This window comes from Nocardia sichangensis (assembly GCF_047200615.1).
GTDB classification, from domain to species: Bacteria; Actinomycetota; Actinomycetes; order Mycobacteriales; family Mycobacteriaceae; genus Nocardia; species Nocardia sichangensis.
The window spans coordinates 35358-58194 of the sequence record NZ_JBJZOK010000009.1 but is presented as its reverse complement, the minus strand read 5'-3'; the positions used below and the strand labels follow the sequence as shown (position 1 = coordinate 58194).

20 protein-coding genes are annotated in these 22837 nt (G+C 67.4%); 9 read left to right on the top strand and 11 right to left on the bottom strand.

Annotated features, from left to right (window positions below):
* Window position 1: 1 nt before the first annotated feature.
* From ACL03I_RS14705 to ACL03I_RS14690, 4 genes are read right to left on the bottom strand one after another with little or no spacing between them, the layout of a single operon-like run.
* On the bottom strand, window positions 2-454 hold the full coding sequence (locus tag ACL03I_RS14705; protein WP_364427783.1) for a 6,7-dimethyl-8-ribityllumazine synthase: 453 nt from the start codon (window positions 452-454) through the stop codon (window positions 2-4).
* A 9-nt stretch (window positions 455-463) separates the two neighbouring features.
* The gene (locus tag ACL03I_RS14700; protein ID WP_412806211.1) at window positions 464-1351 is read right to left on the bottom strand and encodes an alpha/beta hydrolase; all 888 of its coding nucleotides are present in this window, start codon (window positions 1349-1351) and stop codon (window positions 464-466) included.
* Entirely contained in the window at window positions 1348-2718 is a 1371-nt protein-coding gene (locus ACL03I_RS14695; protein WP_412806210.1) for a M20/M25/M40 family metallo-hydrolase, read from the bottom strand. The genes ACL03I_RS14700 and ACL03I_RS14695 overlap by 4 nt, the downstream gene beginning before the upstream one ends.
* A complete protein-coding gene (locus tag ACL03I_RS14690; RefSeq protein ID WP_412806209.1) occupies window positions 2715-4382 on the bottom strand; it encodes a CocE/NonD family hydrolase in 1668 nt (555 codons plus the stop codon). Before ACL03I_RS14690 ends, ACL03I_RS14695 begins: the two co-directional genes overlap by 4 nt.
* Window positions 4383-4493: 111 nt before the next feature.
* On the opposite strand from ACL03I_RS14690, the gene ACL03I_RS14685 reads away from it, so the two are divergent.
* Window positions 4494-5408: a DMT family transporter gene (locus ACL03I_RS14685; RefSeq protein WP_412806208.1), complete on the top strand. Its 915-nt coding sequence runs from the start codon at window positions 4494-4496 to the stop codon at window positions 5406-5408.
* A 332-nt stretch (window positions 5409-5740) separates the two neighbouring features.
* Here ACL03I_RS14685 and ACL03I_RS14680 read toward each other — a convergent pair whose 3' ends face one another.
* A complete protein-coding gene (locus ACL03I_RS14680; protein WP_355072831.1) occupies window positions 5741-6850 on the bottom strand; it encodes a glycosyltransferase in 1110 nt (369 codons plus the stop codon).
* An 8-nt stretch (window positions 6851-6858) separates the two neighbouring features.
* Complete coding sequence (locus ACL03I_RS14675) at window positions 6859-7581, bottom strand: DUF2334 domain-containing protein (protein WP_412806295.1); 723 nt, start codon at window positions 7579-7581, stop codon at window positions 6859-6861.
* A 632-nt stretch (window positions 7582-8213) separates the two neighbouring features.
* Between ACL03I_RS14675 and ACL03I_RS14670 the strand changes: the two genes are divergently transcribed.
* Window positions 8214-8657, top strand: a complete 444-nt coding sequence (locus tag ACL03I_RS14670) for a TY-Chap domain-containing protein (RefSeq protein ID WP_355072834.1) — start codon at window positions 8214-8216, stop codon at window positions 8655-8657.
* A gap of 62 nt (window positions 8658-8719) precedes the next feature.
* Window positions 8720-9454, top strand: a complete 735-nt coding sequence (locus ACL03I_RS14665) for a DUF4191 domain-containing protein (protein WP_355072836.1) — start codon at window positions 8720-8722, stop codon at window positions 9452-9454.
* Between the two features lie 74 nt (window positions 9455-9528).
* Here the strand turns inward: ACL03I_RS14665 and ACL03I_RS14660 are convergent, their stop codons facing one another.
* The gene (locus tag ACL03I_RS14660) at window positions 9529-9984 is read right to left on the bottom strand and encodes an RDD family protein (protein WP_364427805.1); all 456 of its coding nucleotides are present in this window, start codon (window positions 9982-9984) and stop codon (window positions 9529-9531) included.
* A 252-nt stretch (window positions 9985-10236) separates the two neighbouring features.
* Here ACL03I_RS14660 and glnA point away from each other — a divergent pair, with 252 nt between their 5' ends.
* The 6 genes from glnA (at window position 10237) to ACL03I_RS14630 (ending at window position 16643) form a co-directional block, all read left to right on the top strand.
* The gene (gene glnA / locus ACL03I_RS14655) at window positions 10237-11673 is read left to right on the top strand and encodes a type I glutamate--ammonia ligase (protein ID WP_355072839.1); all 1437 of its coding nucleotides are present in this window, start codon (window positions 10237-10239) and stop codon (window positions 11671-11673) included.
* Between the two features lie 351 nt (window positions 11674-12024).
* The gene (locus ACL03I_RS14650; RefSeq protein ID WP_412806207.1) at window positions 12025-12372 is read left to right on the top strand and encodes a hypothetical protein; all 348 of its coding nucleotides are present in this window, start codon (window positions 12025-12027) and stop codon (window positions 12370-12372) included.
* 37 nt (window positions 12373-12409) lie between these two features.
* Window positions 12410-12757: a hypothetical protein gene (locus tag ACL03I_RS14645; protein WP_039796978.1), complete on the top strand. Its 348-nt coding sequence runs from the start codon at window positions 12410-12412 to the stop codon at window positions 12755-12757.
* Window positions 12758-12887: 130 nt separating this feature from the next.
* The gene (locus ACL03I_RS14640; RefSeq protein WP_039796979.1) at window positions 12888-13208 is read left to right on the top strand and encodes a hypothetical protein; all 321 of its coding nucleotides are present in this window, start codon (window positions 12888-12890) and stop codon (window positions 13206-13208) included.
* 89 nt (window positions 13209-13297) lie between these two features.
* Window positions 13298-15610, top strand: coding sequence for a hypothetical protein (locus ACL03I_RS14635; protein ID WP_412806206.1), 2313 nt, complete (start codon window positions 13298-13300; stop codon window positions 15608-15610).
* Between the two features lie 13 nt (window positions 15611-15623).
* A complete protein-coding gene (locus ACL03I_RS14630) occupies window positions 15624-16643 on the top strand; it encodes a hypothetical protein (RefSeq protein WP_355072845.1) in 1020 nt (339 codons plus the stop codon).
* A gap of 15 nt (window positions 16644-16658) precedes the next feature.
* Here ACL03I_RS14630 and ACL03I_RS14625 read toward each other — a convergent pair whose 3' ends face one another.
* The 4 genes from ACL03I_RS14625 to ACL03I_RS14610 form a co-directional block, all read right to left on the bottom strand.
* A complete protein-coding gene (locus ACL03I_RS14625) occupies window positions 16659-17396 on the bottom strand; it encodes a hypothetical protein (protein WP_412806205.1) in 738 nt (245 codons plus the stop codon).
* Window positions 17397-17483: 87 nt separating this feature from the next.
* Window positions 17484-19679 carry an elongation factor G-like protein EF-G2 gene (locus ACL03I_RS14620; protein ID WP_356965107.1) on the bottom strand — a complete coding sequence of 732 codons (2196 nt, stop codon included), beginning with the start codon at window positions 19677-19679 and terminating at the stop codon, window positions 17484-17486.
* 96 nt (window positions 19680-19775) lie between these two features.
* Complete coding sequence (locus ACL03I_RS14615; protein ID WP_412806204.1) at window positions 19776-21266, bottom strand: serine hydrolase domain-containing protein; 1491 nt, start codon at window positions 21264-21266, stop codon at window positions 19776-19778.
* A 131-nt stretch (window positions 21267-21397) separates the two neighbouring features.
* Window positions 21398-22822 carry a WGR domain-containing protein gene (locus ACL03I_RS14610; RefSeq protein WP_355072853.1) on the bottom strand — a complete coding sequence of 475 codons (1425 nt, stop codon included), beginning with the start codon at window positions 22820-22822 and terminating at the stop codon, window positions 21398-21400.
* Window positions 22823-22837: the final 15 nt, after the last annotated feature.

Sequence of the window (22837 nt, the reverse complement as noted above, 5' to 3'; positions counted from 1 at the left end):
GCTACACCGGCAGCGATCGCAGCGAGCTGAGCGTGCCCGCCAGTGCGCGGGCCGCCTCGGCGCCCTTGGTGAGGAAATGCTCGGTGAAGTACGTGACGTGCTCGCTGTGCTCGTGGAAGTGGTGCGGGGTGAGCACGACCGAGAACACCGGCACGTCCGTGTCCAGCTGGACCCGCATCAGCCCGTCGATCACCGCCGAGGCCACGAAATCGTGCCGGTAGATGCCGCCGTCCACCACCAGCGCGGACGCGACGATCGCGGCGTACCGGCCGGAATGCGCCAGGCGCTTGGCGTGCAGCGGGATCTCGAAGGCACCCGGCACCTCGTAGACGTCGATGCCCGCGGGATCGAAACCGAGGTCGGCGTATTCGGCGCGGAAGCCCTCGTACGCCTTCTCGACGATCGAGCTGTGCCAGCTGGCGCGGATGAACGCGATGGATCCGGTAGTACTCATGGAGAGATACTACTGTTCGGTAAGGTGCGCTTCCAGCCAGCCGACGACGTCGTCGAGCACCTTCTGCTGCTCGGGCTCGTTGAACACCTCGTGGTAGAGGCCCTCGTAGCGGATCACCGTGAGGTCCTCCGACCCGGCGCCCCGCTCGATGAGGTCGGAGCTGGACGGCGCGGCGATCGCGTCGGCGGTGCCGTGCAGCACCAGCAGCGGCACGGTGACCTTCGCCAACCGCTGCTTGACCGTATTCGTCGCGCTCAGCATCTCGGCGCCGGTGCGCGCGGGCAGCATGCCGCGATAGACCAGCGGATCGTTGTCGTAGGCCGTGACGACCGCCGGGTCCCGGCTGATCTGCGACGAATCCAGTTTCAGCACACCCAGATTCGGGGTGAGCCTGCTCAACACCGGTGCGAGCATGCGCTGCACCGGATTGCCCACCGGGATGTCCAGCGGCGGGGCGGACAACACGATGCCCGCCACGTCGATCGGCGCGCGGGTGGCCAGATACAGGGTGATCAGGCTGCCCATCGAGTGCGCGACCAGGAAGCGCGGCACGCCGGGTTGCTCTCGGGTCGCGATGTCCAGCATGGCGGCGACGTTGTCCGCGGCGCCCGCCATGGAGCCGATGTTGGCCTTGCTGCCCGCGGACTTCCCGTGCCCGATGTGATCGAGCGCGTAGACGGCGAAACCGGCGGCGACCAGACGCTGTCCCACATGGGCATAGCGGCCGGAATGCTCCGCCACGCCGTGCACCAGGACGATCACGCCCCGCGCCGCGCCCTCCGGCAGCCACGCCCGCCAGGCGACTCCGCTGCCGACACCGTCGAACTCGCCGGACTCGGTGCGGATCGCGGTCGGCTCGGTGGACGCGGTGTCGCCCGCCGGCGGCTCGGTCGTCATCCCTGCGCTCCTGACGTCGATGGCGCGCCGACCGTCGCGAAATGCTCGATCAGCCGCCGGTTGAACTCGATGAGTCGAGCGTAGTTGACTCGCGAGATGCGCTCGTCGGTTCCGTGGATCGAGGCCAGGTCGCGCTCGTCCAGCACGATCGGGGCGAAATTGCACCGGGTGCCCGCCAGGTCGTCGTAGTGCCTGGAGTCGGTGGCGCCGGGAACGATGCCGGTGGTCACCGCGATGCCGGGGACGACGGCGCGGGCGAGATCGGCGATCAGATCGAATGCGGGGCCGGGCCGCGTTATCCGCGACGGCTCCGACGACATGCCTACCAGATCGAATCGAATCCCCTTGTCGCGCACAACTTTCCGGCAGTGCGCCAGCACCGAGGCGACGGTGTCGCCGGGCAGGATGCGGAAGTTCACCATGGCCTCGGCCCGCTGGGGCAACACGTTCGCCCGCACTCCGCCGCGGATCACCGTCGGCGCCGTGGTGGTGCGCACCATCGCTTCGGTCTGCGGCTGGGCCGCCATCACCCGGGTGACCACCGGTGCGGCGAGATTCGCCAGGCCCAGCAGCAGTCGCCGCGGCGCGGGCATGACCTCGCGCACCCTGGTCAGCATGTCCGCGATCACCGGGGTCAGGCGCAGCGGCATCGGATGGTCCTGGATGCGGCCCACCGCCCGCGCGATCCGGCCGACCGCCGTCTGCCTGCCCGGCATGGACGAGTGCCCGCCGACCTCGGTGACCGACAACCGGACCGTCGCGTAGCCCTTCTCCCCGAGCATGATCGTCGCCACCGGCTGCCGCACGCCATCGACGACGCCAGCGGTGATCACCCCGCCCTCGTCGAGCAGCAGCTCGGCGCGCACGCCCGCCTGCCGCAGATGCTCGGCCATGCGCTCGGCGCCCTCGCCGCCGAAGACCTCCTCGTCATGCCCGAAAGCCAGGTACACGGTGTGCCGGGGGCGCAGGCCCGCGGCGAGCGCCGATTCGGCCGCCTCCAGGATGGCGAGCACGCGGCTCTTGTCGTCGATCGCCCCGCGGCCCCAGATGAACTCGTCGTCCACCACTCCCGCGAACGGCGGGTGGGTCCAGCGCTTGGCGTCGTCCACCGGGACCACGTCCTGATGCGCGAGCAGGATCGCGGCCACCCGGTCCTGGTCGGCGCCCGGCCAGCGGTAGAGCCTGCTGTGCGCGAACTTCCGCAGTTCGAGTTCGGCGTGCACCCGGGGGAACGACGTCCGCAGGTGCGCGTCGAGGCGGTCGAACGCCGCGCTGTCGGTGTCGCGCGGGTCGTCGGTGGACACCGTCACGCACCGGAGCGCGGTGGCGAGGCGTTCGGCGGTCAGGTCGTCGACCGGCTCCGTCATCGGTCACCGGTGCGGTCGGGCAGATTCATGGACACCGTTGCATTGTTCAACATGCTCGGGTCGAGGGCGATGGTCTTCTCGTTTCGCCACTTCACGATGCCTTCGGTGAGCTCGCCCGGCAGATCGGGACGGCGCGTCGCCGTCAACAAGGGCAACTCGATGCTCGCGGAGGTCACCGTGACCGCGGCGAGGGCGGGGGAGTGCGACCACACGTCGTCGACCACGTCGGTGATCCGCACGCCGATGCGGTGGCCCGCGGCGATCGGCCAGTCCTGCGCGAGCAGCCTGACCTCGGCGGTGTCGCGGACCGGGGCGATCCCTCGGGTGATGACGGTCGCGCGCAGGTCGGGCGCGATGTCGTAGAGCTCGACCGCGACCGTCGCGTTCGGCGGGCCGCTGAGCCGGAGGATGGCGGTGGGAATGCCGGACAGATGCTGCTCGCCGGTAAGCGGCGCGGAGACCGACCAGATCTCGCGATCGGGTCCGGGAATCAACCCGCGATCGGTGTAATCGCCGGTCCGCAGCTCGACCGGAACCCGCCGGGCGTCGGCGGGCGGCCAGGCGCTCTCCGCGCGCCAGCGGCCGTCGAACTGGCCGACGGTGATCGGCGGGCCGGGCACCCGCACGTCGCGGGCGGCGACGTGCTTGTCGAAGAACGCGAGCAACTCGGTGTCGAAGTGGGGCGTGCCGCATTTGTCGTGGCAGGTGCGGTGTCCCCACTGGCCGAACCAGGCGCGGTGCTCGCCGGGCCCGAGGCCGTTCCACAGATCGAACACACGGTAGGCACGGGTGTTGTAGTCGACGAAGCCTTGACCGAGGAACAGCGGAATCGTGGCGCCGCGCAGCCGCGCGACGAGGTCGCGATCGCGCCAGAAGGCGGTGTCGGGATCGTGGTCGCCGATCTGGGTCAGGTATTGCTGGTAGCACTGCCACGGCAACTGCGTCGCGTTCGCCTGGTATTCGCCGGAGTCTTCCGGACGCGGTGGCGTCGAGGCGATCAGCAGGTGCTCGAGTCCCGCGAAGTCGGCGGGACGCACGCCGCTCTCGGTGATCGGTTTGCCGGAGAACTTCCACGAGACGCCCTGCATGTACAGGTAGGAGTACGGGTCGACGACCGGCTCGAACGCGCCCACCGCCGCGAGGCCCTTCGGGGCGGCGGCCAGGCCCATCAGGCCGGTCCAGGCTTCGTACGACGTGCCGAACAGCCCGACCCTGCCGGTGGACCACGGCTGGCTCGCCGCCCACTCCACGGCCGTGGCGACATCGGCTCGCTCCCCCGGCCCGCCGAAGTCCGGGCAACCGTCGGAGCCGCCGAACCCGCGCAGGTCGACGATGACGTAGGTGTAGCCCGCGTTCAGGAAGAGGTCGGCAGTGAGGTTGTCGGTGGACGGGCCGCCGGTCAGGCGCGGCTCGCTCAGATAGGCCAGGTGCGCGCGATACGGACTGACGGTCAGGATGACGGGTGTGCGGGTGTCGTCGGAGACACCGGCCGGGCGCAGGACGTCCGCGTGCAGCCGGGTGCCGTCCGTGCCGTCGATGAACGCTTGCTTCCACTGATAGGGCACCGCCAGCGGTTCGGCGGCCGCTCGCATCGGGGTGAACGCGGCCAACAGCAACAACAGGCCGCACAGGGCACGAGACAGGACGGCTCGTTCGATCACCATAGGACTATCGAGTCTGCCCGGACGGCCGTCCAGCCCCCGGAACCGGGGTGGTCGTCCAGTAGCCGGGCGAACGCCATCCGGTGTTCATCCGGACCGGTCAGCATCGAGGCCATGCCGGAGCGCGGTTTCGGGTCCGTCGACTCGGTAGGGACGGTCGGTTTGGCGTTGTCGGCCGCGTTCCTGTTCGCGGTGTCGGCGTTCCTGCAACAAGGCGCTGCCAGGCAGGCGGCCACCGCGTCCGGGCAGGGACGATTCCTGGTGATCGCCGCGATCGCTCGTCGTCTGATCACCGACCGCCGCTGGCTGGCCGGACAGGGCGCGAACGTGGCCGGATTCGTCGTGCACGCCGTCGCGCTGCGCTTCGGCGCCATCGCGGTGGTGCAGGCGCTGCTGGTCGTGCAGTTGTTGTTCGCGCTGCCGTTCGCGGCATTGCGGCGTGGTCGCGCGCTGCTCGCCAGAGACTGGGCGGGGACGTCGGCGGTGTGCGCGGGGCTGATGCTGCTCGTCGGGCCGGGGATTCCCGAGCATTCGGCGGTGCGCACGCAGCTGCTCCCGGGGGCGTGCGCGGGGGTGTTCGGCACGGTCGTCGTGTTGTTCGGTCTGTCCCGGACGGTCCGCTCCACCCAGGTGCGGTCCGCGCTGGTGGCGGTGGCGGCGGGCTGCTGTTTCGCCACTACGGCGGTCCTCGTCGTGGTGGCGACGAGGACGCTGCCGGACCCGAGCTGGGCACTGCTGGGCATTCCGGTGTCCACCGTCCTCGGCGGCATCCTGACCCAGGAGGCGTACGCACGCGGGTCACTGCCCACGGCGCTGACCGCGATGACGATCACCGACCCGGTGCTGAGCTACCTGGCCGGTCTCACGCTGTTCACGGCGACGATCCACCCGCGCCCGACGCTGCTTGCCTGCGCGGCCACCGCGGTGATCGTCGGTGTCGCACTGCTGGCGAATTCGCCGACGCTGCACGACGAGCGGGAGATGTCGGCGGAAGCGCCCCGCCCGGCGGTACGGGCGAAGGCCGGGTGAACTCCGGCGCAATGCGGGGGCGCGCTGACCGGAGGAAGGGGATCCGACGGGCACGAGCGGGGCGAACCACCGGGCCGATGCGAGCATCCGGCGCGATACCGGTCGCTGGGCATCCTGCGCGGTTGGAACCGGCGAATCATTCGCCGTGAGCGGCATTCGCACGCCGAGGCGCGGTGACCCGCACTTGCCCCATCGAGGCCAGCGCACGTGCCTTTGCCCGGCTCGTCGACGCCGGGAGTCCTGCGCGGAATCGGCGGCACGCAGGTCGACGCCCCGGGTGGGCGACTTCAGCGGTTGGATCAACGCGATCGTGCCAACGCCGGGGTTGTTCCTCAGGCCGAGCGGGCCGGAGTCTCGTAGTCGGCGTAGAGCGCGAGCATGCTCTGCACCGTCGCCGACCACGGAAAGCGTTCCGCCGCGGCACGGGCCGAGCGACGACGCTGGGCCGCGGGCAGGGCGAGCAGTTCACGCACGCCGTCGGCGAGGCCGCGCGGAGTCCCGTCGCAGATGAGGCCGGAGCCGGGGTCGCCGACGAGTTCGCGAGCCGCGCCCGCCGCGGGAACGACGACCGGAGTCCCGCAGGCGAGCGCCTCCAGCACGGCGAGGCCGAAAGTCTCGGCAGGGGAGGGAAACACGGCGACATCGGCCGCGGCGACCAGGGCGGCCATCGCGGTCCGGTCGGTGAGATGGCCGTGGAAGAGGACCGGAAGCCCTGCCGCCAGCTGCTCCAGGCGAGAACGCAGCGGGCCGTCCCCGATGACCGACAGCACGCAGCGCACACCGGATTCGACCAGGACACGGACCGCCTGGATGGCGCATTCGGCTCGTTTCTCCCGGGACAACCTGCTCACCAGGACCAGCCGCACCGGATCGTCGGAGCGGTCGTCGCGCCGGTTCTCGGTCGACGGGCGAAAGGTCGTGAGGTCGACGCCGAGCGGGATCCTGCGCACGTTGCGCGCGCCGACCCGGTCGAACTCGGCGGTGGCGAAACGCGAAGTGACCACGACCTTCTCGGCGCGCACCCAAAGCCGCCGGTTGGCCAGGTCGGCCGCGGCGGTGAGCGGGAAGCCGCGCGGCACCCGCGAGCGCAGGATGGCGTCGATACGTTCGTGGGAGAACAACACCAGCGGAACGCCCGCCCCGCGCGCCCACGGCGCCAGCCAGCGGACGCTGAGTTTGTCGCTGCACTCGAGCACGTCCGGGGCCAGCCGATCGAGCACGGCACGGGTGCGCCGGGCGGTGAGCACGTGATAGCCGGCATCGCCGAACTTGGGGCTGCGCACGGTGATCCGATGCCCGGACGCGGTGTGCTCGTCGGCGTCGCGCGGACCGGGCACGACGAGGACCCGGTCGTGCCCCGCCGCCGAATAGCCGCGTCCGATTTCGTCGAGGCACGTGCGCAAACCGCCGGAGGCGGGAGTGTAGAAGTTGGCGATCTGCACGATCCGCACTAGTCGACCGCCGATCCGACCAGCTGGCGATAGGTGATCGCGTGCGCGCCGGTGCGCAGCACCGCGTCGATGGCGCGCAACGTGGTGTCGCGCAGGCCCGGTCTGCTCAGATCGTCGGGATGCAGCGCCAGCCGGACCAGCCCGCCGCGTTCGGCCGTGCGGCGCGCCGCCGTCTCCAGCAGCGCCGCGCCGAACCGCTCGGACCAGCCACCGCCCGGCCGGTGCGAGAGCGCGAACCCGTGGAACCGGCGTCCGGTGCGCAATTGCTCGGCGCCGAAGTGGGAGGTGGTGTACGTGAACCCCGCCGCGCGCAACGCCTGTTTCGCACCGGGCGAGGCGAGCCAGCCCGGCGGCGTGAAACCGGTAGTCGGCAGACCGGCTTCGATCATCACTTCGGTGGCGGCGCGCAGTTTCACGGTGGCCGTGCCGACATCGATGGCGGCGAACTCGGCCGCGCCGCGCGCCACCGCATGCGCTACCGCGCGGCGCGGCCGATCACCCTCGGGCCCCGCCCGGTGCGACCACCCGTGCACCAAGACGTCGTCACCGGCCTGCCTGCGCTCCCGCAAGCACGCCGCGTAATCGGGTTCGTCGGCCAACCGCCTGCCCCGCCACGGCCCCGGTATCACCAACAACGACACAGGAATTCCGAACCGATCGGCATCGGCGCACCAGCGCTCCGTCTCCGCCGCACTCGCCGGTGCGACGTCATGGACGCTCACCACCAACCGCGCACACACGTCGGGGAAGCTAACACCGCCCGGTGACCGTCAGCTGAACAGCGCGGTGCACTCGGCTGAAAGATGCGTACCGCCGATCACCAGATGTCCGTCCAGGCGGGCCGCACCGGCAGATCGAAGGCGACGGAACGCTCGCACCAGCAGGGGCGCCTATGCGTTTTCCGGAACCCGGGCATGCGACGACTCGGCCCGTGGTCGAGGTGAACAGGTACTGGGTTCCCACCCGATACCGCTCCTACTCGTCCCACGCCGGACTCCATGCGGCCGAGACGAAATCCATAGCGCGATTCCAAGCGCGAACCCGAACGCTACGGTCTCCCATCGAAAGCATTCCGCCGGACCCATTCCTGCGTCGGCGGAAAACGCCGGGGCGGAAACGAAAACCTCAATTGCGCTCCGGGGTTTCCGCTGCCTGATCCGTGCGCGCCGCACCGGCCCGACTCGGTGTCGCCGGTGGAGACGCCGCAGGTCCGGCTGGTGCTCGGCCGAGAGCCGATACGGGATATGGCAAACGGCTATAGCCCGAATGAACTACGCAACGTCGCAACGAGTTTCGTCTGGTGTCCCGGCCGGGTCGGCGTATGATCAGGCCAGTGCGAATACCCGGGGGAAGAATGAGCGAGCCGGCGACAGCGGACTGGGAACGGTTCGTGCAATCGCTGGCGCACTGCCTCTCGGAGCTGCCCTCGCGGGCAACCCTGATCATCGCCGCCCCCGGAAATCGCTATGTCCAATTTGTCCAATACGACATCAAATTGTCCGCCGAGCTGGCTGGGAACAATTACCTGAGCAACCCGATCCCGGAGACCGCCGCACAGGAGTTGCGCGCACTGGGCTGGCACGAGCCCGCGGATCGGCACGACGCGGACAACTGGACAAGGATCCTCTTCTGGCCCATCGCGCCGAGCAGCTTGCTCGAGTTCGCGCGCTCGGTCGCCGTCGGCCTGCGCGACGCCCTGGGTGTGGCGGCGCCGGTCGAGTTGCGCGCGATGGGCTGGACCGAGGCCTCGGGTGACCTGGATCTCACCGTGCTCGGATCGATCGCGCGCCGCGGGTAGCGCCCGGTCGGGCCGCTGTCCCACGGCGAAGCCGCGACTACCTGGGCACTATCCTGAGAGTCATGGCAGCAGGTAAGCCCACCAAAGAAGCGAAGGCCGCGGCGAAGGCGGCCCGCAAGCAGCAGTCGAGAGAACGCCGCAAGCAGTTGTGGCAGGCGTTCCAGATGCAGCGCAAGGAAGACAAGCTGCTGCTGCCGCTGATGATCGGCGCCCTGGTCGGCATCACCGCCGTCTTCGCCGTCATCGGCCTGATCTTCGGGCTGACCTGGTTCCTGATCCCGCTTGGCGTGGTGCTCGGCGCGCTGGTGGCGTTCATCATCTTCGGCAGGCGGGTGCAGAAGAGCGTCTACCGCAAGGCCGAGGGGCAGGCGGGCGCCGCGGCCTGGGTGCTGGACAACCTCCAGGGCAAATGGCGGGTGAGCAACGGCATCGCCGCCACCACGCAGTTGGACGCGGTGCACCGGGTGATCGGCCTGCCCGGCGTGGTGCTGGTCGCCGAGGGCTCACCGCAACGGGTCAAGTCGCTGCTCGCCCAGGAGAAGAAGCGCACGGCTCGGCTGATCGGCGACACCCCGATCTACGACGTCGTCATCGGCAACGACGAAGGTCAGATTCCGCTCAAGGACCTGCAGCGTTACCTCACCAAGCTGCCGCGCAACATCGACACCAAGCGGATGGACCTCATCGAAGGCAGGCTGGCCGCCCTCAGTGCGCGCAGCGGGCCCGCCCTGCCGAAGGGGCCGATGCCCGCGGGCGCCAAGATGCGCGGCGTGCAGCGCACCATCCGCCGCCGCTGACCTGCTCGCTCGAAAGGCCCGCCGCCCCGCCCGGGGTGCGGGCCTTTCCGGTCGTCACCGCGCGGGTCGGAAGATCAGCGTGAACGCACCAGCGCCGTTCCGGTCGCGCGGTCGTGCATGCCGCGCCCGTCGGCGTCGGTGAACAGCGCGGGCACCACGAACACCAGCAGTACCTGCCTGGCCAGCGCCCGGACGAAGCCGACCGGCGCAGCCGCGTCGATGCGCACCGTGCGCAGCCGCAGGAAATACTGCCCCGGCGTGAACCCGAAGAGCGTGACGGCGCCGACACCGATGACGAACCAGATCAGCAGCGTCAAGCTCGACGCCGAACCGCTGCGCGTGATCAGCGCCGCGATGCCGAGGGCGATCAGCCAGTCCACGAAAAGGGCGGCGATGCGGCGGCCCATACCGGCCAGCGAGCCCGCTCCGGCCTTCGGCAGGCCGAGTTGCGCCCCGGGGAACTCGGTGGTTGCCGGGCCACCGGAGTCGGCAGGAGGTCCGGAGAGCCAGGAGCCGGTGATGCGTGCCATGCACCCCAGAATAGGCGCGCCCGGACCGGCGCCCGGTACCGCATAAGCGGAGTTCAGCCTCCCCGCGCACCGCGGCGCGGGCAGGACTACCATGCATTTCGAGTCATGGTGGTCAGTACCACGCTGCCGGACGCACGTGTAACACCGGCGAAACAAATCCTTGACTGCCGGGAAACACGGCATCCATAGCGTCTGGTCGCGACGAACCCATGCAAGCGACACTGGCTGGGAACCGATCCGTAAGGAGAACAAGTGACGTTCAGCACGGCCGACGAGGTCATCAAATTCATCGCTGACGAGGACATCGAGTACGTCGACATCCGGTTCAGCGACCTGCCCGGTGTGCAGCAGCACTTCTCGATCCCCGGGAAGGCCTTCACCACCGACCTCGCCGAAGAAGGGCTAGCGTTCGACGGCTCCTCAGTCCGTGGGTTCCAGTCCATCGACGAGTCGGACATGCTGCTGCTGCCCGACTTCTCCACCGCGCGTGTCGACCCGTTCCGCGCCGCCAAGACGCTGAACCTCAACTTCTTCGTGCACGACCCGTTCACCCGGGAGGCCTACAGCCGCGACCCGCGTAACGTCGCGCGCAAGGCGGAGGAGTACCTGCGTTCCACCGGCATCGCCGACACCGCGTACTTCGGCCCCGAGGCGGAGTTCTACATCTTCGACTCGATCCGCTACGACTCGGCCATGAACGGCGCCTTCTACGAGATCGAGTCGGTCTCGGGTTCCTGGAACACCGGCGCGGAGTTCAACCCGGACGGCACCCGCAACCGCGGCTACAAGGTCCGCAACAAGGGCGGCTACTTCCCGGTCGCGCCGTACGACCACTACGTCGACCTGCGCGACAAGATCTCGACCAACCTGCAGAACTCCGGCTTCGAGCTGGAGCGCGGCCACCACGAGGTCGGCACCGCCGGTCAGGCCGAGATCAACTACAAGTTCAACACCCTGCTCGCCGCGGCCGACGACCTGCAGCTGTTCAAGTACATCGTCAAGAACACCGCGTGGCAGGAAGGCAAGACCGTCACCTTCATGCCGAAGCCGCTCTTCGGTGACAACGGCTCGGGCATGCACGTGCACCAGTCGCTGTGGAAGGACGGCAAGCCGCTGTTCCACGACGAGGCCGGCTACGGCGGCCTGTCCGACCTGGCCCGCCACTACATCGGCGGCATCCTGCACCACGCGCCGTCGCTGCTGGCGTTCACCAACCCGACGGTGAACTCCTACCACCGCCTGGTCCCCGGCTACGAGGCCCCGATCAACCTGGTGTACTCGCAGCGCAACCGCTCCGCCGCGGTCCGCATCCCGGTCACCGGCAACAACCCGAAGGCCAAGCGCCTCGAGTTCCGCGCGCCGGACTCCTCGGGCAACCCGTACCTGGCCTTCGCCGCCATGATGATGGCCGGCCTGGACGGCATCAAGAAGAAGATCGAGCCGCTGGCCCCGGTCGACAAGGACCTCTACGAGCTCCCGCCGGAGGAGGCCAAGAACATCCCGCAGGCCCCCACCAGCCTCTCGTCGGTCATCGACCGCCTCGAGCAGGACCACGACTACCTCACCGAAGGCAACGTCTTCACCGAGGACCTGATCGAGACCTGGATCACCCTCAAGCGCGAGGGCGAGATCGCCCCGGTGAACCTGCGGCCGCACCCGTACGAGTTCGAGCTGTACTTCGACGTGTAAGCCCTTCCGGGCTTCTGACCTGCGGCGGAGCGCTAACCAAGGGTCCTCCGTCCGCAGTTCGTCCGCAGTAGGTTCCCGCGAGTCCACCTGTTCCGCGACCACTTCACTGGTTGCCGAACGGGTGGACTCGTCTGCGTCCGGGAACGAACGCCGATTCCCAGATATGGGAAGTCTTTGGCGGAGTGGCAAGAATGGGCCAGTAAACTTTGCGGGTGGAGGTGGCATGCGTAGAGAGTTGAGCGCCGATCCGAGTTCGCGTCCGACGCCTTCGCTGCCGGACGCGCCTGTCCGGGCGGTCTCCGAGCCATTCATTGTTGGCGAGAAGACGGCTGGTCACCTGTCCGAGGGGGTGTGATCGTGGCGGACATCTGGCCCCGCGATATGCACCCGGAAACGATATCGGCGGTGGAAAGCGGTCGGGCGGTGGTGAACACCATCGATGACATGCTGGAACGGGTCGATCGCATCCGCGCCCGGCGCCCTTCGCCCAGTTCTCGAGTGATTCCGGAAGTGGACGGGATGGGCAGGCTGACCGCTCTGTACATCGCGCCCGGGACGGTCGCCAGCGCCGCGAGCGGCCAAGAGATCGCCGCCGACCTTATGGCTGCGATCCGGGACAGTACTGTCGACGCCCTACGGCAGCACAAGATCGCCGTCAAGGAAACGACCCTGCCGAAGGTACCGTGGCCGCAGCCCTGACTCGCCGGTGCGGTCGACGCTACCCAGGAGTGATGCCGTGACAGAGCTGGATACGTCGGACGTCGCGGGAGCGGAAGCCCCGCCCGATTGGCGTAATTTGATCTACGAGGTGTTCAACCCGGACTATTCGGTCGGGGTGGCCTGCGACCGCAGCGGCATGATCGTCGGTCTGCATCTCGGCGATGAAGTGCTCGAGCATCCCGACAGCTGGCTCGCCGAGGAGGTCCTGCGCGTCGCTCGGCTGGCTCACCAGAAATCTCGGGTGGGCCGACGCGCCGAGCTGCTGTACCGGGGCGGATTGCCCCATTTCGCGGACTCGTTGGAGTTGCCGACCGAGGCCGACTACAACCTCATGGAGAAGACGGAGTTCGCTCGAGACCTCTGATCGCGAACTCGGCGGAACTGGACTTTCGCGGTTGCGCCGGTGTCCAGCCTCAACCCTCCGGCCCTGGAGTCCCCAGTGATGGGGATGCCCGAGAATGGGGGGAGCCGGTGGGAATGGAGAGTTCGTCGATATGGTCAAGGAATTTGCTCAAGATCCGCATGAGCTGCGCAGGCTGGGTAACGCCAACCGCGCTGCCAGCGCTCCCGCCTACGAACGGGCCGATAGAGATCCCGATTTCGCGGCCGGCGAGATCGAGCGGATCTTCGGTAAGGCAGCCAATGCGTACAAAGTGTTCACCCAGAAGTACGTCACTGAGAGTAGCAACGGTTATACCGCTCTGGGTGATGGGCGATACGCTACCGGTGACCACTCGACGACGGCCGGGGACACCTTCGAGATCTCGGATATCGATGGCGGCGCGTACGTGCGCAGGACCAACCCGAATGTATGAGGCGTAGGTATCCGGGTAGGAGGATGTGGAATGGCTGTTCCCGGCTCGCGAACAGTTCGGTGTCACGTGGGTGATCGGGGGTTGAACTGATGGGTGACATCGACGGTGGCATCCTCAATCGGGAACAGAGAATCAAAGAGGGGGAATGGCTCTATTCCCAGAACAAGCAATACCGGATGGGTATGCGCGATGGCCAGATGGTCATCGAACATGTTCCCACCGGCAATGTCATTCATACATCCGGCGAAAAAGGTAGCGACGCCAACCAGATCAGATTCGAGGATCAGGAGGGATCCGGCAGCGAGACCAGGCTCGAGCTCCACGACAAGGATGACAATGAAATCCATGCGGTATCGGAGCCCGGCGACAAAAAACACGAAGGTGGCGCAGCCACCGATGACTGGGATGATGAAGACGACGGGGTCGGGCAATATGTTCTGACGAACGACGGACAGTTGATCGCCGTCAAAGACAAAGTCGGCGACAATTGGGACGGCAATCGCCCGGCGGACGGCAACATCGTCTGGTTCGATGAGCTTCCTGCCGATGTCGCCAAACGAAAGTTCCTGGGGCAGGACGCCGACGAGAACGACATCACCGACGGCAAGAAGATTTCAGATTTCAAACTGGAAATCAGAACGCCGCCGGGAAAAGTCTCCCCCGAACTCAAGGCGTTCATCGACGTAGCCAATTCTCAGCTGCTCTATCTCATGGCTCAGATGGGCAGTGGGAAGCCCGAGAAACCCAAATTCCTGATTTCCCCCGAAAAAGGCAAGGACGACAACTGGCGCGACGACAATCTCGCCGACTCCTTCATTCAGCAACTCGAGCATCGTGGTCACGGTTCGGGCTACACCGAAGACGCCTACAATTCAGCTGTTTTCTACCTCAACGGCCTGGCGGACCAGTGGCAGAGTGGGGACCTCAAGTTCGAGCAGGCGACCGAGGAGCTTTCTCGCACCAATTACTCGTACTACCGCAGTATGTACAACAAGATCCAGGACACCCACGACAAGATCTGGGACAAGCTCAACGACGGTGTCGCGGGAAATCATCCGGGTGGGTCGAAAATTTACACGGATGACGGCATACAAAATGTTGCCGAGGAGGCGCCGCTTTACGGTCTGATCCGTGATGCGGTGAAATTCTGCACCGATCAGGTGATCGCATACGCGGATAGGGCCGCGCAGCTTCCGTTCCCGATCGGCTCCGGTTCCGGGTCGGGCTCGGGATCCGGGTCGGGCTCGGGGTCCGGGTCCGGGTCCGGTTCGGGCTCGGGTTCCGGGTCCGGTTCGGGCTCTGGTTCGAGCTCTGGCTCGGGTTCGGCGTCCAGCCCCGCTAACAGCCCAGCTACCCAGCACACCAGCGCCGGCCAGACGGCCGCCCCCCCGTACACCCCTCCGTATACGCCTCCCGCGTCGTCCCAGGGCACCACCACTCAGCCGGTCAGCACGAGCCAGGACTTCAGCTCCACGTACGACGACCTGCTCGGGTCGACCACGGACCCCACCGGTTCGGTCGACAGCACTCAGCCCACCCTGGGCAGCGGTACGGGTGGCACCGCTTCGAGCTCGGATCTCGGTTCGCCGGTCTACGCGTCGATGCCGACCGGCACCGGGACCGGCACGGGCACCGGCACGGCCACACCCGCCGCCTACACCACGCCGGCTGCCAATACGGGTAACAACATGAACGACATGATGGGCCAGATGGCGCTCATGAATGCTTTGGGGCAAATGAACCAGCCCCGTACTCAGCAGGCCGGAGACGATAGGTACAACGACGACCGGGACTCGCGTGAGGAACGGCAACGAGAACGGGAACACGCAAGGGAGGAGCGCCGCGCCGCTCAAACGGCCAACGCCCAACAGGCTGCTCAGACATCGCCTACCGGTGTGACGGCCCCGGCCTATGCGGGCAGTCCGCCGCCGGTGACGACGCCGGGCACAATGGCGGATGTCCAGATCGGCGATAAGACTGTGCATGCATCGCAGCCGGTGGCGAAGGCTTTGACCGAGCAGGGGCAGAATGTCGCGATAGATGCCGTATCCGCGTATAAGGGAACTGCGGGGGAGTTGTCGGCGGAACATCCGCCTCGGGTGGTGAATAATCTTGAGGCGCTCAATACGGGCGATATTCTTCAATGGGAGAGACACAGCGCACTGATTGTCAGGGAACAAAATCAATTCTTTGTCCTGGATAACGGTAATCTCATTCCTTTCGATCCCAAGCATCCACCGCTGGAAGACAAGTACGGTGTCTCCACGGGCTACATCCACCCGACCGGTTTGGACACCGGCAATGCAGACCTCGGTGCTACGGCTGCGGCACCGCCGCCGACCACGAGCCAGGCGCCGCCCACCTCGCCGCCGCCCGTGCCGCCACCACCGCAACAGACCTGAGCGACTGGAAGGTATGGCCGCGAAAAAGGACATCGTCATAGGAGCGGCGGCCGGTTACGAGTGGCCGGATGTCGAGCCGTGGGCCAGGAGTCTCGTCGCGAGCGGTTTCGCCGGTGTGGGGGCGGTCATCGTGTACGACCGCGATGACCGCGGCGACGCCATCGCCGAGAACCTGGAAGCGCTGGGGCTGTACGCCGTACGGATGCCGCCTCCGGACAGCGTGTACAACGGGCGATTCCAAGACATCGCTCAGGTACTGCGTATGTTCGCGCCTTCCCTCCGATTCGCCGTCGTGACCGATGTACGCGACGTGTACTTCCAGTCGGATCCGATCACGTGGCTGGAAACCCACCTTCGACGCCCCTTTCTCGCCGTCAGCGAGGGACTGCGGTACTCCGATGAGAAGTGGAACCGGGACAATCTGCAACGAAGTTTCCCGGCACACGTCCAGCGCCTGTGGTCGAAGCCGGTCTGCAATGTCGGAGTGCTCGCGGGGGAGGCGGGTGTGATGGCTGATCTGTGCTTGGCCATCTCCTTGGTCGCGGCGTCGTCCGGGGTCTCGATAGCCGATCAGAGCGGATACAACCTGCTGCTCGATATGGAACCGTATCGGTCCGCGATGCAGTTCGTGCCGTCCGAGGACGGGTTCGCCTGCCAGGCCGGTACCTTCGCGGACCCGGGCAAGATCGGTACTTTGCGTCCGTTCCTCTTGGAGCCCGAGCCGAGCTTGGTCGGGGACTCCGTGCGCACCTCCACCGGCATGCTGTACCCGATCGTGCATCAGTACGACCGGGTGCCGGAATGGCGACAGGCACTGTCGAGCAGGCTGCGGTCGGCCCCTGCGCCTGGCGGGTCCGCTTCCCGGCCCGGGCTGGCTCGCGTTCTCGGTGACGCCGATGGATCGTCCGTTCTGGGTACGGCGCAACGCATCGGGGTGCCGCGGGACGAGTCCTCGATAAGGTTGTATCCAGCCGGTCCCGATGAGTTCGCCTTCGCCGACGGGTCACCGACTCCTCGGGATGGCACATCCTGAACTCGACTATTACCGTTAGCGGGCCTGCTCGGCAGTTTTCTCCGCGTCGGTATCCGTGGATCTCTGCCTGAAACTGAATTCGTAACTGCTGTAGCGGTTTTTGCCGCTACCCGCGTCCTCCCAAGTGAATCCGTACTTGCCGATGTGCTCCAGCCGGATCCGGGTGTCGGCATAGATGCTGAAGCCGCTGCGCCGAGCGCGTTCGGAGAACGCGTAGTCCTCACCCAGGTACCACTGGTTCTCGCCGTCCGGGACGATCATCGGCAGAAAGTACGGCACATTGGCACGCCCGAACTGCAGGTTGCAGACGGGCAGTTCTTCCTTCTCCACGATCTTCTCGTAGACGTCGCGTCGGGTGAGCAGGAACCCGCCGGCCGCATACCGGATTTCCACTGTGCCGCCGCCGTCGCCGAAAATTATCTTCTCGGTACCGGGCAGAAGACTGCACACCAGTTCGCGTGTCATTTTCTTGGCGTAGATTCCGCAGACAACCGGCAGATCGTGGGACCGCAACGTGTCCACCGCATCCGGGTGGAAGCGCACATCCGCATCGATCCACATCAACTCTTCGAAACCTTGCGCCAACGCATCGGTGGCGATCTGGCTGCGAGCTTGGTCGATCGCGGAGCAACCGTAGATGCGCCAGACCGGGTAGCCGCGCCGTTCGAGTTCCGCCAGGCCCTCTGCGCAACCGGGTTCGATGTAGTCGTGTACCGGCACCAGCACGACGCAGCGCCCGGGGTCCTTTTCCATTTCTCCACCTACCAAGGCTCGAATACGAGCCCAACTGTACCCGGCCAGACCAAGATCAACAGCTGTTGGGAAGTCGGCCGAATGTCGCTATGCGCGTGCCTTTTCGCCCCGCACCGAGGCGGCGACCTGGTTCGGCATCGGTTCGTGGCGCGCGTACCTACGGGTGAAATCGCCGGTGCCGTGGGAGATCGAGCGCAGGTCGATGGCGTAGCGGCTGAGTTCCAGCTCGGGGACTTCGGCGTGGATCCGGGTGCGCCCGGCGCCGTGCGGCTCGGTGCCGAGGACGCGACCGCGGCGGCTGGACAGGTCGCTCAGCACCGGTCCGACGTATTCGTCGGTGACCAGCACCCAGACCTCGGCGAGAGGCTCCAGCACTCTGATTCCCGCGGCCGCCGCTGCCTCACGCAGGGCGAGGGCGCCCGCGGTCTGGAAGGCGGCGTCGGAGGAGTCGACGGAATGGGCCTTGCCGTCGAACAGGGTGACGCGCACGTCCACGAGCGGATATCCGGCGGTCAATCCGCGGTTGGCTTGCGCGCGGACGCCCTTCTCCACCGATGGAATGAACTGGCGCGGGACCACTCCGCCGACCACCTTGTCCACGAACTCGATCCCGGACCCTTCGGGTAGCGGTTCGACTTCGATCTCGCACACGGCGTACTGGCCGTGTCCGCCGGACTGCTTCACATGCCTGCCGCGCCCGGTCGCCTTGCCCGCGAGAGTCTCTCGCAACGCCACCTGGTGATCGGTCACGTCCACCTGTACGCCGAACCGGGTCCGCAATCGTTCCAACGCTACGTCGCGGTGCGCTTCGCCGAGGCACCACAGCACCAGCTGGTGGGTTTGCGCATTGTGCTCCAGCCGCAGCGCCGGGTCCTCGGCGGCGAGCCGGGCGAGGCTCTGCGACAGTTTGTCCTCGTCGGCTTTGCTGTGCGCGCTGATGGCGATGGGCAGCAGGGGATCGGGCATCGGCCACGGCTCGATCCGCAAGGGGCTGTCGGTGGACGAGAGGGTGTCGCCGGTTTCGGCGTGACCGAGTTTGGTGACGTAGGCGATGTCGCCCGCGATGGCCTGGCGTAGCGGGCGTTGCTGTTTGCCGAACGGAGCCGAGATCGCGCCGACCCGCTCGTCCAGCTCGTGGCTCTCGTGGCCGCGATCCTCCAGGCCGTGCCCGCTGACGTGCACCGTGTCGTCGGCGTGCAAGGTGCCGGAGAAGACGCGGACCATGCAGACTCGCCCGACGTACGGGTCGGACGCGGTGCGGATGACCTCGGCGGCCAGCTCGCCGTCCGGGTCGCAGCGCAGCGGATGCGGCTGCGCGCCGTTGGCGGCGGTGATGGGGTGCTCGACCGGCGTCGGAAAGCCGCCGGTGATCAGGTCGAGGAGTTCTACCGTGCCGAGGCCTTGCTTCGCCCCTTCGGGCGCGGGCGCGGCGAACAGCACCGGATGGAAGCTGCCCCGCGCGACCGCGCGTTCCAAGTCGGCGACCAGCGTGGCCAGGCTGATCTCCTCGCCGTCGAGGTAGCGCTCCATCAGGCTCTCGTCTTCGCTTTCCGCGATGATGCCCTCGATGAGGCGATTGCGCGCCTCCTCCAGCGCGGGCGCCTGATCGGGCGAAGGGTCGCCCTGGACCTCCTCGCCGGAGGAGTAGTCGCCCACGCAGTGCGGCAGCAGCTCCACCATGCCGGTGACCGGCCGGTGACCGTCCGGATTCTTCGGGCCGTACACGGGCAGGTGCAGCGGCAGGATGCTCTCCGACGAGCCGCCGCCCAGCACGGTGCGGCAGGCCTCGGTCATCACGTCGTACTCGTCACGCGCCGTGTCCAGATGGGTGATCACGATCGCACGCGGCATCCCGACCGCGGCGCACTCCTCCCACAGCGCCCTGGTCGCTCCGGCGATCCCGTCTACGCCCTCGGCCGCCGAGATGACGAACAGCGCCGCATCCGCCGCGCGCAGCCCTGCCCGCAGTTCGCCGACGAAGTCCGCGTATCCGGGCGTATCGATCAGGTTGATCTTCATGCCGCCCCACGCCACCGGCACCACCGACAGCTGCACGGACCGGTGCTGGCGATGCTCGATCTCGTCGTAGTCCGACAGCGAGGTGCCGTCCTCGACCCGCCCGGCGCGATTGACCGCCCGCGCGGTGAGCGCCATGGCGTCGACCAGCGTGGTCTTTCCCGACCCGCTGTGCCCGACCAGGACCACGTTGCGAATCTGCTCGGGGCGGTCCGCCGTCATCACGCCGCCGTCGCCCGCGGCAGCTCCGTTGGTCTTGTCCACCATGTGTCTCGCTCCTTCGCCCGACACCTGCCGTACATCCACCTTCCCACCGGGCGTTGCGTTCCGTCGACGAATCGGCAGATCAGGGCGCGGAGCCGGTCATTCGCAGGCGGGCGAGGGCGGCCCGGTCCCGGCGATGTTCTCGCACGCCCAGTACCGGTCGATACGCCAGGAGCCGTCGCGCGAGACGAACGGCACGATCGTCGGACGGCGGCCGTTCGGTCCGGCGAGAACGACGGTCGCGAGGAGGTAACCGCCCGCGCCGGTCACTTTGCCGACCGTCGTGGTGATCGAGGTGAAGGCCTGAGCGACCCGGGTGATCAACTCCGGGTCCTTGTCGTCGTCCGCGATCCGCAGCGGTTTCCGCTCCGTGGGAACCGCCGGGTCCAGCGTCTGTCGTAGTCGATTGTCGAGATCGGTGACCGTGGGCACCGGTGGATCGGGCTGGGTGTTCGCCGGGGCGTCGGGCACCGTGCCCGGATACAGCTGACGGGCGATGCCGAACCAGATGACCGAGGCGGTCACCCCGAGCAGGGGTGGAGAAGTGAATTCGTTGACCGCGACGGTGACGCTGACGTCCTGCTCGGGGAGATAGCCCATGTGGGTGGTGTAGCCCAGCACCGCGCCGCTGTGGCCGAGCCAGCGGCCGGACTCCACCATGCCGAGTCCGTAGCGCAGGTTTCCGGCGAACTGGGTCCTGGCCCGGAAGGTCTCCGGTTTCAGCAGATCGCCGCGGCCCAGCATGCGGGCGTAGTCGGCCAGGTCGGAGATAGTGGACACCATCGTGCCCGCCGCACCGAAGAGCGCCGGGGTGGTCCGCGCGGTGACGTCGGTGGGCGCTTCGTCGAAGTAGGAGTACCCGCGACTCTCAGGCGCGGGCATGGTGGCGTCGGTGGGATACGTCGTGGCGCGCAACCCGTGCGCGGCGACGACTTCACCGATGACTTGGGGCACCGGCTTCCCGAAGACCTTCTCGAGCACCAGACCCAGCAGGTAGAACTCGGAGTTCGAGTACTCCACGCGGGTACGCGGTGGCTTCGCCCGCTCCGGCTGGGCGATGATCGCGCGTAACCGGTCGCCCTCGTGCCATTCGGATGCCGTAGGCCCCGCGTCGAACTGCTCGGCGAAGGCCGGATAGTCCCGGAGATCCCAGACGCCGCCCTGCATGCCGAGCAGGTCGCGGAGAGTGATGGTGCCGCCGTTGGGCACTCCCGGCACATATCGTTCCAGCACGTCGTCCAACGAGAGTTTGCCCTCGTCGGCCGCGCGCAGCACCGCGGTCGCGGTGAACGTCTTGGTGATGCTCCCGATCCGGACATGATCCGCTACGTCCATCGGACGACCCGTCGCGAGATCCGCTGTGCCGTAAGCCCTGACGAAGGACCCCCGTTTCGGGTCGTGCACCGCGACCAGTACCCCGGGGACCAGCCGCGCGTCCATTTGCGGCCGCACGATGCGGTCGATCCGCTCGGCTGCCTCGGTTGGAAAGCCTCGTTCCTCGCGCTCGTCCGACGCGCATCCGGCCAGCAGCGCGGCCACCGTCGTCAGCGCCACGGCGACCGCACACAACGATGTGAATCGTCCCTTCATCGAGCCCCCCTGTTCGATAGCGCTTTTGTCAGTGTGGCAGGACCACCGAACAGCCGTGTTCCCATCAGGGACGTCCCTCGCACATCTCGCGCCGACGTGCGAGGAACGCCTCCATCGGGAACGTTTGCCGCTCAGGACAACCGGCGGATGTCCCCACGGACGCGGTAGAAGCCGCCGCGCGCCGACTCCGCTATGCCGTCGACCACGTAACGAGCCCCAGCCAGACGAATATCCTTGGGGAACTGCACATTCCACCCCTGGTGATATCCAGGCGAGACGACTCGCACGCGCAGCGAACTGCCCTGGCTCACGCACTCCACGACGATTCCGCTACCCGCTTCGGAGGTGATCTCGACGGTGTCGCTGGGCACCACCGCCGAGATCTCGGGAGCCTTCACCGACACCGTTTCGGGCAGCACACCCTGCTCGGCGTCGCGGATGGCGGCCTCGCCGACATCGAGACAGGCCAGCGTGCCGGTCGTGGTGACCAAGTACAGCTTCTCGTCGTGGTACTGCATGGAATACGCCGAGCCGCAGCCGGTGGCGAGCTTCCACACGCGGTTCCCGGCGGCGTCGAAGCAGTACACCGAGGAGTAGTTGTCGCCTGCGAAGACATACCGGCCGTCGGGCGAGGTGGCGCAGGAGAAGACCGCGGCGTCGCACTGATAGACGCGCTCGGCCCGGCCGCTCTTGGCCACCATGCGGACCTGGTTACGGGCGGTGCCCGCGTAGACGGCGTCGGATTCCTGCCAGCCGAACAGGACGCCGCCGCCGGTGCCCATTTGCCACAGGGTGCTTCCGCTGTCCAGGTCGTACTTGGTGACGCCGGCGGAATGCCCGTGGTAGACGCCGTTCGCGTCGATGCGCACCATCCAGCCCGAATCGCCGGTGCTGCGCCGCGTCCACAGCGACTCCTCCTCGTAGTCGATCACGGTGATCCCGCCTTGGCGGTCGGAGACGCCGAGGATACCGTCGTGGATGTCGAGCCAGTAGATGTCGACATCGGCCGCGATGTCGTAGGCCGCCCGAGGCACCTTGCCCGAGAGGTCGTAGACGCGCCCGTCGTCGCAGCCGGCGTAGATCCAGAAGTCGTCGGCCACGATGCACTTGACCGAATCCGGCAGGCGGTACCGGCCGGTGACCACACCGTCGGGAGTCAATGTGAACACGTCGCCGCTCTCGTTGCCGACCCAGCAGCGGCGCTCGTCGACGAAGATGCCGAAGGCGGCGGCGCCGGAGTCGAAACTCCACAGCACGGGCGCTGCCTTCGCCGTGGAGCGGCCGCTGCTGATCGCGCGCCTGGTCACCGGACGCCTGGCCCGCGCGCCCAGCACGGCGGGCGCGTAGCCCTTGCGCACCTTCTCGCCGATCTTCTTCGACGCGGCCGCCTGCGCCTTCTCCTCGGAGGCGAACGAACTCACCTTCGTCTGCCCTTGTTCCCCGATGCGACCGAAGCGGACGCTCACTTGCGTACCCGCGACGATCACCTCGTAGAACTTGTGCGCGGTACCACTGTCCTCGGACAGTTCGAGATAGGTGGTTCCCCCGATAGTCATAGCGCCTCGCCTGTT